The sequence below is a fragment of the Halomonas halmophila genome (genome assembly GCF_006540005.1).
Lineage (GTDB): Bacteria > Pseudomonadota > Gammaproteobacteria > Pseudomonadales > Halomonadaceae > Halomonas > Halomonas halmophila.
Window position 1 is genome coordinate 69539 of record NZ_BJOC01000012.1, and the last position, 14551, is coordinate 84089.

General features: G+C 62.0%; 13 protein-coding genes. 9 read left to right on the top strand and 4 right to left on the bottom strand.

What is annotated here, in order from left to right:
* The first annotated feature begins 70 nt into the window (after positions 1-70).
* The 4 genes from HHA01_RS03900 to pstB all read left to right on the top strand — a co-directional run bounded on the left by HHA01_RS03900 (position 71) and on the right by pstB (position 4517).
* Entirely contained in the window at positions 71-1105 is a 1035-nt protein-coding gene (locus HHA01_RS03900; RefSeq protein WP_141317934.1) for a PstS family phosphate ABC transporter substrate-binding protein, read from the top strand.
* Positions 1106-1201: 96 nt separating this feature from the next.
* Positions 1202-2458: a phosphate ABC transporter permease subunit PstC gene (gene pstC, locus HHA01_RS03905; RefSeq protein WP_141317936.1), complete on the top strand. Its 1257-nt coding sequence runs from the start codon at positions 1202-1204 to the stop codon at positions 2456-2458.
* A gap of 17 nt (positions 2459-2475) precedes the next feature.
* Positions 2476-3642 (top strand): phosphate ABC transporter permease PstA, encoded by a 1167-nt coding sequence (gene pstA, locus HHA01_RS03910; RefSeq protein WP_141317938.1) that lies wholly within the window; start codon positions 2476-2478, stop codon positions 3640-3642.
* Between the two features lie 92 nt (positions 3643-3734).
* Positions 3735-4517, top strand: a complete 783-nt coding sequence (pstB, locus tag HHA01_RS03915; protein WP_174787714.1) for a phosphate ABC transporter ATP-binding protein PstB — start codon at positions 3735-3737, stop codon at positions 4515-4517.
* Between the two features lie 76 nt (positions 4518-4593).
* Here pstB and HHA01_RS03920 read toward each other — a convergent pair whose 3' ends face one another.
* A complete protein-coding gene (locus tag HHA01_RS03920; RefSeq protein WP_141317942.1) occupies positions 4594-5781 on the bottom strand; it encodes an acetyl-CoA C-acyltransferase in 1188 nt (395 codons plus the stop codon).
* A gap of 121 nt (positions 5782-5902) precedes the next feature.
* On the opposite strand from HHA01_RS03920, the gene HHA01_RS03925 reads away from it, so the two are divergent.
* From HHA01_RS03925 to HHA01_RS03940, 4 genes are all read left to right on the top strand, one after another.
* Complete coding sequence (locus HHA01_RS03925; protein WP_141317944.1) at positions 5903-6472, top strand: TetR/AcrR family transcriptional regulator; 570 nt, start codon at positions 5903-5905, stop codon at positions 6470-6472.
* A gap of 163 nt (positions 6473-6635) precedes the next feature.
* On the top strand, positions 6636-8306 hold the full coding sequence (locus HHA01_RS03930; protein ID WP_141317946.1) for an AMP-binding protein: 1671 nt from the start codon (positions 6636-6638) through the stop codon (positions 8304-8306).
* A gap of 16 nt (positions 8307-8322) precedes the next feature.
* The gene (locus tag HHA01_RS03935) at positions 8323-9102 is read left to right on the top strand and encodes an SDR family NAD(P)-dependent oxidoreductase (RefSeq protein WP_141317948.1); all 780 of its coding nucleotides are present in this window, start codon (positions 8323-8325) and stop codon (positions 9100-9102) included.
* Between the two features lie 251 nt (positions 9103-9353).
* A complete protein-coding gene (locus HHA01_RS03940; RefSeq protein WP_141317950.1) occupies positions 9354-11165 on the top strand; it encodes an acyl-CoA dehydrogenase C-terminal domain-containing protein in 1812 nt (603 codons plus the stop codon).
* A 123-nt stretch (positions 11166-11288) separates the two neighbouring features.
* On the opposite strand, the gene HHA01_RS03945 is transcribed toward HHA01_RS03940, so the two are convergent.
* Both HHA01_RS03945 and HHA01_RS03950 read right to left on the bottom strand, forming a co-directional pair.
* Positions 11289-12281: a hypothetical protein gene (locus HHA01_RS03945; RefSeq protein ID WP_246053805.1), complete on the bottom strand. Its 993-nt coding sequence runs from the start codon at positions 12279-12281 to the stop codon at positions 11289-11291.
* Positions 12282-12472: 191 nt separating this feature from the next.
* The gene (locus HHA01_RS03950) at positions 12473-13264 is read right to left on the bottom strand and encodes an SDR family NAD(P)-dependent oxidoreductase (protein WP_141317952.1); all 792 of its coding nucleotides are present in this window, start codon (positions 13262-13264) and stop codon (positions 12473-12475) included.
* 275 nt (positions 13265-13539) lie between these two features.
* Between HHA01_RS03950 and HHA01_RS03955 the strand changes: the two genes are divergently transcribed.
* Entirely contained in the window at positions 13540-14172 is a 633-nt protein-coding gene (locus HHA01_RS03955; protein ID WP_141317954.1) for a glutathione S-transferase family protein, read from the top strand.
* On the opposite strand, the gene HHA01_RS03960 is transcribed toward HHA01_RS03955, so the two are convergent.
* A complete protein-coding gene (locus tag HHA01_RS03960; protein ID WP_141317956.1) occupies positions 14169-14546 on the bottom strand; it encodes a VOC family protein in 378 nt (125 codons plus the stop codon). The genes HHA01_RS03955 and HHA01_RS03960 overlap by 4 nt on opposite strands.
* Positions 14547-14551: the final 5 nt, after the last annotated feature.

Here is a 14551-nt window from a genome sequence, read left to right on the forward strand (position 1 = left end):
AGCTGTCATTTTTGTGGGGCATCTTGTGTCGTGCGAAGGATGAACACTTCCATGAACAGGAGCCATCTCCATGAATCGCATCCTCAATAGCCGCATCTTCAAGACTTCCGTCATTGCTGCTTCCATCGGCATGGCGGGCGCCGCCCAGGCCCAGGAGGCCGAGCAGCTGCGCATCGTGGGTTCCAGCACGGTTTACCCCTTTGCCAGCTACGTGGTTGAAGAGTTCGGTGCCACCACCGAATACGCGACCCCGGTTATCGAGTCCACCGGCTCGGGCGGTGGTCTGCGCCTGTTCTGCAACGGCGTTGGCAACGATACACCGGACATCACCAACGCTTCGCGTCGTATCAAGGTTTCCGAGTTCAAGCGTTGCCAGGAAAATGGTGTGACCGATATCACCGAAGTCATGGTCGGTTATGACGGCATTGCTTTCGCTCAGTCCAGCGTTAATGACCCGATGCCGCTGACTCGCGAGCAGATTTTCAAGGCACTGGCCGCCAAGGTGCCTGTTGACGGCAAGCTGGTCAAAAACCCGAACGAGACCTGGAGTGACGTCGATAGTTCGCTGCCGGACCGCGAGATCACCGTCTATGGTCCGCCGACCACTTCCGGTACGCGTGATGCCTTCGAGGAACTGGTCATGGAACATGCCTCCGAAGACATGGAAGCCTATGGCGGTAAAGCTTATACCGATATCCGTTCCGATGGTGCCTTCATCGACTCCGGCGAGAACGACAACCTGATCGTCAAGCGCCTGTCCGAGAATACCGATGCCTTCGGTATCTTCGGTTACTCCTTCCTGGAAGAGAATGCCGATGCACTGCTGGGCTCCAGCATCGATGGCGTCAAGCCGACGCCGGAAGCCATCGGCAGCGGTGAGTACCCGGTGTCGCGTTCACTGTACTTCTACACCAAGAACCAGCACAGCGAAGAAGTGCCGGCAATGATGGAATACGCCAACCTGTTCCTGAGCGAGAAGATGATCGGCGACATGGGCTATCTGAAGGGCCTGGGTCTGATCCCGGCACCCAAAGATGTTCGTGCCGAGCAGCGCAAGAGCCTCAAGAACCAGGAGCAGCTCGAACTGGCTGACCTCGAGAAGTAAGCCTCCCTGGTGATGCCCTGAGCCGGCCGGCAGTCAGGCTGTCGGCCGGCTCGCGTTAGAGCGAATGCTCCGCGTGAATTCCTTCGAGAGAATCCTATGCAGACCAATCAAATCCTCGCCACCTTCTGCGGCACACTCCTGGTGCTGGGTCTGATAGCCTTCTTCCTGGGGCGCTCCAAGGCGTCCAGGGTGCGTGCGGCGGGAACCTCCATGCACGCTCAGCCCGATCAGTATGGCTGGTTCACCGTGCTCTCCACGGCGGGTCCGGCGGTGCTGGTGGGTGCCGTGGGCGCCTTCTTCATGCTGTGGATGGGGGGCGACATCCCGTCCTTCTATCTGCTGGCCGGCAGCCTGATTGTGGCCTGTGTCGGTCTGATGGCCGGTATCTACCTGGTCAAACCCAATTTTCATGCGCGCAAGGCCATCGAGGCGGTCGTCCGTTTCATGCTGGCCGGCGCGGCCATGGTGTCGATCTTTACCACCTTTGGCATCTTGATCTCCATCGTGGGTGAAGCGATTCGCTTCTTCCAGATGCAGAGCTTCTGGGACTTCATCACCGGCACGACCTGGGATCCGGGCGCCAGCTTTCTGGTAGCGGCAGGGCGTGGTGGTGAGGCCACCAGTGCGGCGCAGTTCGGCTCGGTGCCGTTGTTTGCCGGCACTTTCATGATCACCTTTATCGCCATGTTAGTGGCCATTCCGGTGGGACTGCTTTCGGCGATCTACATGGCAGAGTTCGCGCCCGAGAAGGTGCGTACCGTGGCCAAGCCGGTTCTCGAGGTGCTGGCCGGCATTCCCACGGTGGTCTATGGCTTCTTCGCCGCCATTACGGTGGCGCCGATCATTGTGGCAGTTGCCGCTTTTTTCGGCATCGAGGCATCATTCAGCAATGCCCTGGCTCCGGGCATCGTCATGGGTATCATGATCATCCCGTTCATCTCCTCGCTGTCCGATGACGTCATCAGCTCGGTGCCGGGCAGCATGCGCGAGGGTGCCCTGGCACTCGGCATGACCAAGAGCGAAATGATTCGCGATGTGGTCGTGCCGGCGGCCATGCCGGGCATTATCTCGGCGTCGCTGCTGGCCGTCTCGCGTGCGTTGGGCGAGACCATGATCGTGGTCATGGCGGCCGGCATGCGCCCCAACCTGACCGCCAACCCCTTCGAGGACATGACCACGGTCACGGTGCGTATCGTCTCGGCACTGACCGGCGACCTGGAGTTCGGCAGTGCCGAGACCCTCTCGGCCTTCGCCCTGGGGCTGGTGCTGTTCGTGGTGACCCTGTCGCTGAACTTCGTGTCGGTGATCATGATTCGCCGGTTCCGCGAAAAGTATCGTATCAACAACCTTTAAGCTGGGAGTCTTGACCGATGAACCAATCCTTCGATGACATCAGCGCCCAGCTCAAGAAGCGCCACCGCAAGTCGGCGCGCCTGAAGTGGATGTCCATGGGCGCCCTGGGCCTGGCGGGTCTGTTCCTGGTGCTGTTCTTCGCCGACATGCTGGTCAAGGGGCTGCCGGCCTTTCAGCAGGCGCAGGTCCAGGTCGAGATCGAATACAGCGAACAGGCCAGCCGGATTCCTTTGGCGGCCCTCGACGAGGAAATGCGCCCCCTGGTCAGCCGTGGCTACCTGCGCCTGATACCCCAGCGAATGGAAGACAATCCGGCGCTTGAGGGCACTACTCGCACCGAGTGGGTGCTGGCGGACAGCCCCGTGGATCAGTATCTCAAGGGTAATGACTCAGAACTGACCGCCAGCCAGAAGTCAGTGGTCGACCGCCTCGAAGCCCAGGGGCGTGCCGAGCTCAAGTTCAATACCACCTTCTTCACCAAGGGCGACTCCAAGATGGCGGAGTATGCCGGTATTGCCTCGGCGGCTTTCGGTACCATGATGACGCTGTTGGTAACCCTGGCCGTGGCCTTCCCCATCGGCGTGATGACGGCGGTTTATCTCGAAGAGTTCGCTCCGGACAACCGTTTTACCCAACTGGTCGAGATCAACATCAACAATTTGGCGGCGATCCCTTCGATCCTGTTCGGTCTGCTGGGTCTGGCGATCTTCATCGGCTTCTTCGGTGTGCCGCGTTCGTCGCCACTGGTAGGCGGTTTGACCCTGGCGCTGATGACCCTGCCGGTGATCATCATCTCGACGCGCTCGGCATTACGCAGTGTGCCGGACTCCATACGTCATGCGGCGTTCGGTGTGGGCTGCTCGCGCTGGCAGATGGTCCGTGACCACGTGCTGCCGGTGGCCTTCCCGGGAATCCTGACAGGCTCTATCATTGGCCTGGCACAGGCGATGGGGGAAACCGCGCCCTTGATCATCGTCGGTATGGTGGCCTTTATTCCGGATATCACCGGGTCCTTTACCGAGGCGGCGACGGTCCTTCCTGCGCAGATCTTCACCTGGGCCGGTGAGCCGGACCATGCTTTCATCGAGAAGACCTCGGGCGGCATCCTGGTGTTGCTGGCGGTTCTGATTTTAATGAATGCGACTGCCGTGGTGCTGCGCAAGAAATTCGAACGTCGCTGGTAATCCCGCGGCCTGAAACAGGAAATGCCATGATGAATATGCAAGTTGCCCAGCGGAGTACGACATCCATGACCGGTCATACCGCCGGCGAGCCGGTGACACGAAACGAAGACGCCAATCACGAGCTGAGCATCCGTGTTCGTGATCTCAACCTCTGGTATGGCGACAACCAGGCCCTGAGCGGCATCGACATGGATGTCTACCAGAAGAACATCACGGCGCTGATCGGGCCATCGGGGTGCGGCAAGTCCACCTACCTGCGCTGCCTCAATCGCATGAATGATCTGATTCCCAGTGTGCGCATTCAGGGCATGATCGAGATGGACGGCCGCGACATCAACGGCAAGAAGATGGACGAAGTGGCCCTGCGTCGTCGGGTCGGGATGGTCTTTCAGAAGCCTAATCCGTTCCCCAAGTCGATCTACGAAAACGTCGCCTATGCGCCGCGCATGCACGACCTGGTCAGCCGCAAGTCGGACTCCGACGAGCTGGTGGAACGCGCTCTGCGGGACGCCGGTCTGTGGGAAGAGGTCAAGGACAAGCTCAATGACCCCGGCACCTCGCTTTCCGGTGGCCAACAGCAGCGCCTGTGCATTGCGCGTGCCATCGCGGTGAGCCCCGACGTGATTCTGATGGACGAGCCGACCTCGGCACTGGACCCGATTTCCACTGCCACGGTCGAGGATCTGATGGATAAGCTGAAGCAGCGCTATACCATCATCACGGTGACGCACAATATGCAGCAGGCGGCGCGTGTGGCGGATTACACGGCCTTCTTCCATCTCGGGGAAGTCGTTGAATACAACGACACCAAGACCATGTTCGCCAATCCGGCAACCAAGAAGGCCGAGGATTACATCACCGGCCGCTATGGTTGATGGCTGCGAGCTGATTACAAGACAGTCGTTGTGAGTGAACGGGGAGGCCGCGAGGTCTTCCCGTTCCTGTATCGACTCAATCGCTCAATTCCACGGCCACGGCGGTGGCCTCGCCGCCGCCGATGCACAGGCTGGCGATGCCGCGCTTGCCACCGCGGCTGCGCAGGGCGTGGATCAGGGTGGCGATAATGCGCGAGCCGGTGGAGCCGACGGGGTGGCCCTGGGCACAGGCTCCGCCGTAGATGTTCACCTTGTGGTGGGGCAGCCCCAGGTCGTCCATGGCCATCAGGGTGACCACGGCGAAGGCCTCGTTGATCTCGAACAGGTCGACATCCGCGACGCTCCAGTCTAGTTGCTTCATCAGCTTGTCGATGGCGCCCACCGGGGCAATGGTGAACTCACTCGGGTGACGCGAGTGGGTGCTGTGACCCAGCATCCGGGCGATGGGCCGGGCGCCGGCGCGCTGAGCGGCGGCACCGCTGGCCAGGATCAGCGCCGAGGCGCCGTCGGAAATCGAGCTTGAGTTGGCGGCGGTGATGGTGCCGTCCCGGGTGAACGCCGGGCGCAGCTCGCGAATCTTGTCGAGCCGGGCCTGGAAGGGCTGCTCATCGTGTTCGACCCGGGTTTCGCCCTTGCGGTCCCTAATCGTGACCGGGGCCATCTCGGCGTCGAGATGACCGGCATGGGTCGCTTCCATGGCGCGTTCCAGCGAGGCAATGGCGAAGTCATCCAGGCGCTCGCGGGTGTAGCCGCGCTGCGTGGCGATATCCTGCGCGAAGACGCCCATCAGTTGACCGCTTTCGGCATCCTCCAGCCCATCGAAGAACATATGGTCCTTGAGTTCACCATGGCCCAGGCGATAGCCGGTGCGCGCACGCGGCAGCAGGTGCGGCGCGTTGGACATCGACTCCATGCCGCCGGCCAGCATGATCTCGCCGCTGCCGGCGCGGATCAGGTCATGGGCCAGCATGGCACTCTTCATGCCCGAGCCGCAGAGCTTGTTGATGGTGGTGGCGCCGATGGTGTCTGGAATGCCGGCCTGGCGCATGGCCTGACGAGCCGGGCCCTGCTTGACGCCAGCCGGTAGGACGCAGCCCATGAAGCCTTCATCAATGGCGTCGGGCGCGATGCCGGCCCGCTCGATGGCGGCGCGAATGGCGGTAGCCGCCAGCTCGGGGGCCTCCACCGAGGACAGGTTGCCCAGCATGCCGCCCATGGGGGTGCGGGTTGCCGCCAGGAAGACGATATCGTTGGCGTGACTCATGAGCCTACTCCCGTTAATGGAGGATGTTCCGGGTATGGGCCGGCCGCGTTGACCCGGCATCGGGGCCGTGGTCTGCTCTGGGTCAACCAAGCAAGCGCTAGTGTTAATCCTGATGAATGTAATGAATGAGTCACCGCGCCGCAAGGAACTCACCCGCCAGGCTGCTCGGCTTTTCGTGCAGGAAGGCTTCGATCGCACCACGGTGCGCATGCTGGCCGATGAGATGGGGATCAAGTCCGGTAGTCTCTTTCATCACTTCCGCGACAAGCAGGCAATCCTGGCGGCCGTGATCGAAGAGGGCACTCAGAATGCCCTGAACATGGCACACCAGGCCCTGAACGACACCGGTGAAACAGCCTCGGCGCGACTGCATGCCATGGCCAGGGCGCATCTTCAGACACTGCATACCGATCGCAATGCGCATGTCGTGGCACTCTATGAGTGGCGTCGGCTGGAGCCTGCGGCGCGTTCGCATCTGAGTCATCTGCGCGATGCCTATGAAGCGCTCTGGGAGAGCGTCATCGATGACGCCCTGACGGCCGGCCTGATCCATGGTGACCGCTTTCTGGTCTCGCGCTTCATCATGGGGGCGCTCAACTGGACGGTACGCTGGTATGACCCGGAGGGTGAACGCACCCCGGATGAACTGGCCAATGAACTGGTTGCCATGCTGACTCAGCCTTCCAACTGACAGCTTGACGATTCGTCCATGGCGTCGACCATGGTCTAGTCTCCTCACCGTCCTCGATGCTTGCTCTGCCAGGTTGAAGACTCTAGCTTGTCTTTATCGATTTACGTTTACGTCAACGACAAGGTATTGGCCAGATTCTTTCAACAATCACAGGTGGCAGTTCATGAGCACGTCCACGAGTCTTCACGATTATCATGCCTATCTCGAGTCCTTTACCGTCGAAGACGTCATCGCCCATCTCGATGATAAGCGCGATGGCCGGCTGAATGCCTTTGAGGCCTGTTGCGGGCGGCACTTGCGTGAAGGACGGGGCGAGGTGACGGCCCTGGTACATGAAGATACCCAAGGACAGGTTAGCTCCTTGAGTTATGCGGAGCTGGCCACCGAGAGCGAAAAACTCGCTGGCTGGCTCGCCTCACGAGGCCTGGGTGAGGGGGATCGTATCGCCTGCATGTTGCCTCGCACGCCGCAGTTGCTGGTCTCCATACTAGCCAGCTGGCGCATTGGCGCTGTCTATCAGCCGCTGTTTACCGCCTTCGGATCCGACTCGGTAACGTATCGACTGGCACGAGCTGATACGCGGCTGGTGATCACTGACGCTGACAATCGGAACAAGTTCGACGGCCTGGACCAGTGCCCGCCAGTGTTGAGCGTAGGCGGGCCGGATGCCGAGCATGCTGATGACCTGGATTGGGACACGGCGTTGACACATGCTGCCATCATCGCCCAGGCGCCACGCCAGTCGCCGGATTCTCCCTTCCTGCAGATGTTTACCTCCGGCACCGTAGGCAAGCCCAAGGGCGTTGCCATACCGCTTTCCGCTATGCCGGCTTTCGCGCTCTACATGAAACTGGCCATCGGACTCGATGGTAGCGACCGCTTCTGGAACATGGCCGATCCCGGTTGGGCTTACGGGCTCTACTACGCTATTGCTGGCCCCTTGTTGCTTGGCGTGACCACGTACTTCTGCGAGACAGGTTTCAGTGCCGAAGGCGCACTGGACTTCATGGAGCGCCATCGCATCACCAATTTCGCCGCCGCTCCTACTGCCTACCGGCTGATGAAGGCCTCGGGGCTGTTCGATGAGGCGGGCCAGCGACTCGCCTTGCGGCGTGCCAGCTCCGCCGGCGAACCGCTCAATACGGAAGTGGTCACCTGGGTGGAGAAGGCGCTGGGCTGTTCGGTGATGGATCACTATGGGCAAACCGAGACCGGCATGACCTGTTGCAATCACCATGCCCTGGCACATCCCAAGCATGTCGGTGGCATGGGTGTCCCGCTGCCTGGCTATCGTATGGTGGTCCTCGACGCCGAGTACAATGAGCTTCCGCCGGGGGAGCCCGGTGTGCTGGCGGTCGATATCGCCGGCTCCCCGGCTCATTTCTTTACTGGTTACAGCTGGCAGGAGAAGGACCCTTTCGTCGAGAGCTATTATTTGACCGGCGATGTAGTGCAATGCAATGAGGATGGTAGCTTCCAGTTTGCCGGTCGCGACGACGACATCATCACCACGGCCGGTTATCGGGTCGGGCCCACTGACGTGGAGAACTCGGTGCTCATGCATCCGGCCGTGGCGGAGTCCGCCGCGGTAGGCCAGCCCGACGAGATTCGCGGTGAGATCATCAAGTCCTATGTTGTACTGCGGGATGGCTTCGAACCCAGCGAATCACTGGCCGAAGAGATTCGTCAGCAGGTCCGCGAACGTCTTTCGACCCATGCCTTTCCCAGGGTGATCGAGTTTGCCGATGCCTTGCCCAAGACACCCAGCGGCAAGATCCAACGCTTCAAGCTGCGCACGGATGCCGCCGACAAGGCTGATGCTGCCGCTCAATGACCATGGAGACCTATCAATGCAACTGAAGGACAACAGTTTTTTGATCACCGGGGCGGCTTCCGGACTGGGGGCCGCCACGGCGGAGCGCATCGTGGCCGGTGGCGGCCGGGTGGTGCTCTGTGATCTGAGTGATGCCGTGGAGGCGCATGCCGCGCAACTGGGCGAAGCCGCCCGAACCGTACGCGGTGATGTGACGTCGGCAGCGGATATGCAGGCGGCCGTGGACGCCGCCGTGGCACTGGGACAACAGAATGGCGGTCAGGCCGGACTGTCCGGTGTGATCCACTGTGCCGGGGTGGTCAGTGTGGCCAAGCTGCTGGATCGCGACGGCAATCCGGCGAACCTGGATGCCTATGCGCGCACCATTCAGATCAACCTGGTCGGCACCTTCAACGTCATGCGGCTCGCCGCGGCGGCGATGTCGCACAATCCGCCGGGCGAGGACGGCGAGAGAGGGGTGATCATCAACACGGCCTCGGTGGCCGCCTTCGATGGCCAGGTCGGGCAGTGTGCCTACAGCGCTTCCAAGGCTGGTGTGGCGGGCATGGGGCTGCCGGCGGCGCGTGAGCTCTCGCGGCATGGTGTGCGCGTCATGACGATCGCCCCCGGGGTATTCGAGACCCCGATGATGAGCGATATCCCCGAGGACGCCGTCGCCGCGTTGTCGGCCTCTATTCCCTTCCCCAAGCGCCTCGGCAAGCCGGATGAATACGCCCGCCTGGCCGAGCAGATCGTCACCAACCCGATGCTCAACGGCGAGGTGATCCGGCTCGACGGCGGGATTCGGATGCAGTGACCCGGCTGAGCCGAGAGCTGTAAGCTGTAAGCCGTAAGCCATAAGCTGGAAGAAGGATGATCGGCGCTTCGCGCCTTGAAGAGGGAAGAAACCCCATGACGCCACACACCCTGTCACTAGCCTTCCTTCTTCCTTCTTCCTGTCGAATAAAACAAACCCTTGACTGCCCTGGTTTGCGGGCGTAATTTCAAACAATTGTTTGAAAGCTGTCGGCCAACGTTTTGGCGGCGTTCGCGTTCCAGGAGAGAGAAATGCCCGATTATCAGGCCCCCTTGCGTGATCTGCGTTTCGTCATGGACGAACTGCTTGGTTATCCGGCGCATTATGCGCGGTTGCCGGGTGGTGAAGAGGCTACGCCGGATGTGGTGGCGGCGATCCTCGAGGAAGGCGCGCGTTTTGCGCGGGAGGAACTGTTGCCGTTGAACCAGAGTGGCGACCGTGAGGGGTGTCTGCTGGAAGGCGGTGAGGTCAAGACGCCGAAAGGCTTCAAGCAGGCCTATCAGCGCTATGTCGCGGGTGGCTGGCCGGGTCTGGCCGCGGATCCGGAGCAGGGCGGGCAGGGCTTGCCGCCGTCACTGGCCATGGTGCTCTCGGAGATGATCTGTGCCACCAATCTGGCCTGGGGCATGTATCCCGGTCTGTCCCACGGGGCCGCGGATGCGTTGCGTCATCACGGCAGCGCGGTGCAGAAACAGACCTACCTGAACAAGCTCGTCGAGGGCGTCTGGACCGGCACCATGTGCCTGACCGAGTCACATTGCGGCACCGATCTGGGCCTGATCAAGACGCGGGCGGTGCCCGACGCTGATGATGGCTACACCATCAGCGGCACCAAGATCTTCATTTCCGCCGGCGAGCATGATCTGGCCGAGAACATCGTGCACCTGGTGCTGGCCAGGTTGCCGGATGCGCCGGCCGGTTCCAGGGGCATCTCGCTGTTCGTGGTGCCCAAGTATCTCCCCGATGACGATGGCCATCCCGGCGAGCGTAACGCCGTGAGTTGTGGCTCGCTCGAGCACAAGATGGGCATTCACGGCAATGCCACCTGCGTGATGAACTTCGATGGCGCACGCGGCTTTCTGGTCGGCCAACCCCACAAGGGCCTGGCCTGCATGTTCACCATGATGAATGCCGCACGCATCGGAGTGGGCATTCAGGGGCTCGGGCTCGCCGAAGCCAGCTTCCAGAATGCCCTGGGCTATGCCCGAGACCGTCTGCAGATGCGCGGCTTATCCGGCACCCAGGCCGAGGACAAGCCTGCCGATCCGATCATCGTGCACCCGGATGTGCGTCGCATGCTGCTGACCCAGAAGGCCATCGCCGAAGGCGGTCGCATGCTGGTGCTGTATACGGCGCAGCTGGTCGATGTGGTGGAGCGCAGCCAGGAGGCCGAGCAGCGCGAGCATGCCGAGGCCCTGCTCGGCCTGCTGACCCCCATCGTCAAGGCGTTTCTCACCGAGGTGGGCTTCGAGGCGACCAATGAAGGCGTGCAGATATTTGGCGGCCATGGCTTCATCCAGGAATGGGGCATGGAGCAACTGGTGCGGGATGCGCGCATCACACGCCTCTACGAGGGCACTACCGGGATTCAGGCGCTCGACCTTTTGGGCCGCAAGGTGCTGATGAGTCAGGGTGAGAGCCTGAAGGTCTTCACCAAGGAGATCCATAAATTCTGCCAGGCCGAAGACGCCAATCCTGACATGGCCGAGTTCGTGCGGCCATTGGCCAAGCTCAATGCCGAATGGGGCGAGCTGACCACGGCAGTAGGCATGAAGGCCATGAGTGATCGTGAGGAGGTCGGGGCGGCGAGTGTCGATTACTTGATGTATGCCGGCTATGTGACCCTGGCCTATCTGTTCGCCAGGGCGGTCAAACAGGCTCGCCTGGCACTGGACGACAGCCTGGAGGAAGCCACCTTCTACCGCGCCAAGATCAATACCGCACGCTTCTTCTATGAGCGGCTGCTGCCGCGTACGCGTGCCCATGCGCAGATGATCCAGGCCGGCGGCGAGTCGCTGATGGCCATGTCGGCCGAGGATTTCGGCCGTGGCTTCGAGATCTGATCGCGGCGTTTCAAGGCTCTCTCTGGTCAGGCGTTCTGATCGGCGTTGAGGCGGGCTCTGCCTGCCGCTTTTTTACCTGGACTGCCCGGTCGCAGGCCTGCCCGCCACTTACTGATCGCTGCCCTAGAAGACGGCGCGGTCGAAGTGCCGCCGGAAATACATCTCCAGGCTCAGGTTCATTTGCCAGCGCGGGTCGTGGTCGTATTCGTGGGGAAAGTGCACGGAGGGGGCCACGTCGAGAAAGAGAATGCCCTTGTGCACGTCGCGTCGGTAGCGTGTCTGCAGGTAGGCGTCCTCCATGCGGGGATGGGAGCCGCTCGCACCGATGACCGCCAGGGTATGGCGAAGGGCACTGCGCTTGTTCAGGCGTCGGTTGAGTTCGACGGTCTCGCTGTATTCCAGGTTGTCGACCTCTTCGCGCCACTGCACATTGGTGATGAAGCGCAGGTGACGGTTCTCGTCCAGTGACCTGCCCAGGTCCCAGCGGGTGCGGGCGGAATAGCCCTCGTGATTGAACCAGGAAAGCCGGTTGTCGCTTTCCAGTCGCCAGGGGCCGTCGTTCAGCGTCCACAGACGCTGGGTGGCTACCCGCGCATAAGGGTCCAGCGGCAGGCGTACCCGGATACCGGCGCCGACCTCGGTCTTCCAGCGCTTGGTCTTGTCGCGGTCGCCCAGGCGGTTGAGTCCGATCCTCAGGCTTTCCAGGCCATCGGGCCGGTCACTCGGCAGCTCGGTGTCCTGTTCGCCCAGGGTGCCGCGGGTTTCCTCCGGCTCGCTCTCGATGATCAGGCGCAGGCGCTTCTCGCTGGTGGGTAGATCCAGCCGGAAGCGGGCGCCCCAGTCGTCATCGAACTCCTGTCCCTGGCGCCATTCGCCTCCGGTGCTGATGCGCAGGTAGGAATCGGTATCCACGGTGAAGGCATCGGTGGTGCCGAAGAAGCTGTCGATGCGTCGCGACGTGGTTTCGACCCAGTTCGACACGTCTTCATGAAAGGGGGTGAGCTGCTCATCGGCCCAGGTCGGCAAGTCGCTGTCAGGCTGAGCAGCGGTGTCGTCCTCACCATGGGCCGTGTAGCAGGCGCTGATCAGCAGAATCGTCATGAGGGTCTTGCGCATCGAGAGGAAATCCTTGTCCGTCATCCTGGTTGGGGCCCCAGTTTACCCGGACAGGCGCACGAGTACCTCTCTGATGTTCAACCTTGCGTCGACACGATGCCTGGGTCCACGGCCGAGTCCTGGGCATGACACACTGCTGGTCTGGGGAGCCGGGCCGGACGAAACAACCGCTGCTGCGTCCGCCCGGCCGATCAGGCGATGCTGTCGACCACGCCGCCGTCGACGCGCAGAGCGGCGCCGCTGGTCGCGGAGGCCTGCTGCGAGGCGGTGTAGACGACCATGTTGGCGACTTCCTCGACGCTGGCAGCGCGCTGAATGATCGAGCTTGGACGTTCGGCCATGACGAACTCCCGGGCGACGTCCTCGATGGACTGGCCTTCCTGCTGCTGGTCGGACAGCATGTCCTGGACGCCCTCGGACAGAGTGGGCCCCGGCAGGACGGCATTGACCGTGACGCCGGTGCCGGCCAGCCGCTTGGCCAACCCGCGCGAGAGCGATAGATAGGCTGTCTTGGTCACACCATAGTGAATCATGTCGGCGGGGATGTTCAGTGCGGACTCCGATGAGATAAAGATGATGCGCCCCCATCCCTGTTCGACCATGCCACCGGAGTAGGCACGGGACAGACGGACGCCGGACATGACGTTGACGTCGAAGAAGCGCTGCCATTCCTCATCCGGTGTCTCGAAGAAGTCCTGCGGGCCGAAGACCCCCACGTTATTGACCAGGATATCGGCACGCGGCTTGGCGGCCAGCATGGCATCGCAGCCTTCGGCGGTGCCCAGGTCGGCGGCCACGCCGCGCACATCGGCATTGGCGACCTGCTCCCTGAGCTGGCTGATGGAATGATCCACGGCCTCCTGCTGGCGGCCGTTGATCACGACGCTGGCTCCGCTGTCTGCCAGGCCCTTGGCGATGGCGAAGCCGATGCCCCCGGTGGAGCCGGTGACGATGGCGGTCTTGCCGGTCAGATCGATGTGCATGGAAGCCTCCTTGAATCGACGATGACATGTCATGAGATAGATAAATAGCACTCTAACAAACTAGCCAGCCACGTCGCGACAAGCTTGTGACGGCAAGAGAAGCGTGACAGGGCGGGGGCTCGAGAAGCGAATTCGGCGCTGGCATGCCTGGGTCGTCAAGCAATTCAAGGATAATGCGCACTATGCCGAGGTCCGAAATCATGGCCAATATTATGAGACGGCGACTATCCTGTCCCTGTCATGATTCATCATTTCCCGCAACGAGGACGGCTGACATGCCAGAGACGCTCGTTTTCTATACCAACCCCCTGTCGCGCAGCAGTATCGTCCACTGGATGCTCGAGGAGGTCGGTGCTGATTATCGAATGGAAGTGCTGGAGTTCGGCGATGCCATGAAGTCGCCGGCCTATCTGGCCATCAACCCGATGGGCAAGGTGCCGGCGATTCGGCATGGCGATACGGTGGTCACCGAGGCCGCCGCGATCTGTGCCTATCTTGCCGATGCCTTCCCGGAGGCCGGTCTGGCACCGGCGCCTGCCGAACGCGGCGAGTACTATCGTTGGCTGTTCTTCGCCGCCGGTCCGCTGGAAGCCGCCGTCTCCCTGAAGGGGTGTGGCTTCCAGCCGACGCCCGAGCAGGAACGGATGCTGGGATTCGGCCGCCTCGAGCAGGTGCTCGAGACCCTGGAGGGCGCTGTTGATGGCAAGGAATATATCGCCGGCAATCGGTTTTCCGCGGCCGATGTTTATGTCGCTTCGCACCTGAGCTGGGGCATGCAGTTCGGCACCATCGAGAAGCGGCCGGCGTTCGAGGCCTACTGTCGAGGCCTCGAGACGCGCACCGCGTCACGCCGGGTCAGGGAGCATGTCGAGCGCGAGATGGCGGCGAAGGGCTGGTCGCCCGATTAACCCGCCTGGTCGTCGACCTGAAAGAGTCCGAAGGTGTTGCCCTCGGTATCCAGGAAGTAGCCTTGCCAGCAGATGCCGGGGACGGCGAAGACGGGCAGGGCGACCCGGCCGCCGAGGGCGGCCACCCGGTCGGCGCTGGCCTGGATATCGGTGACCTCGAAGGAACAGGTGAAGGCGTTGGTGCCACACGCCTCGGGCGGTGTGGCGGCCGGGCGCTGCATCAAGCCGCCCAGCATGCCACCGGTATCGATGCGCCAGTAGTCGATCGGCAAGCCCGGGACGTGATGGAAGGACCAGCCGAAGAGGTCGCCATAGAAGTGTCGGGCGCGTTCCGGCGAGTCGGCCTGGATCTCGAAGTAGAGGTGAGTGTTCATGCGGC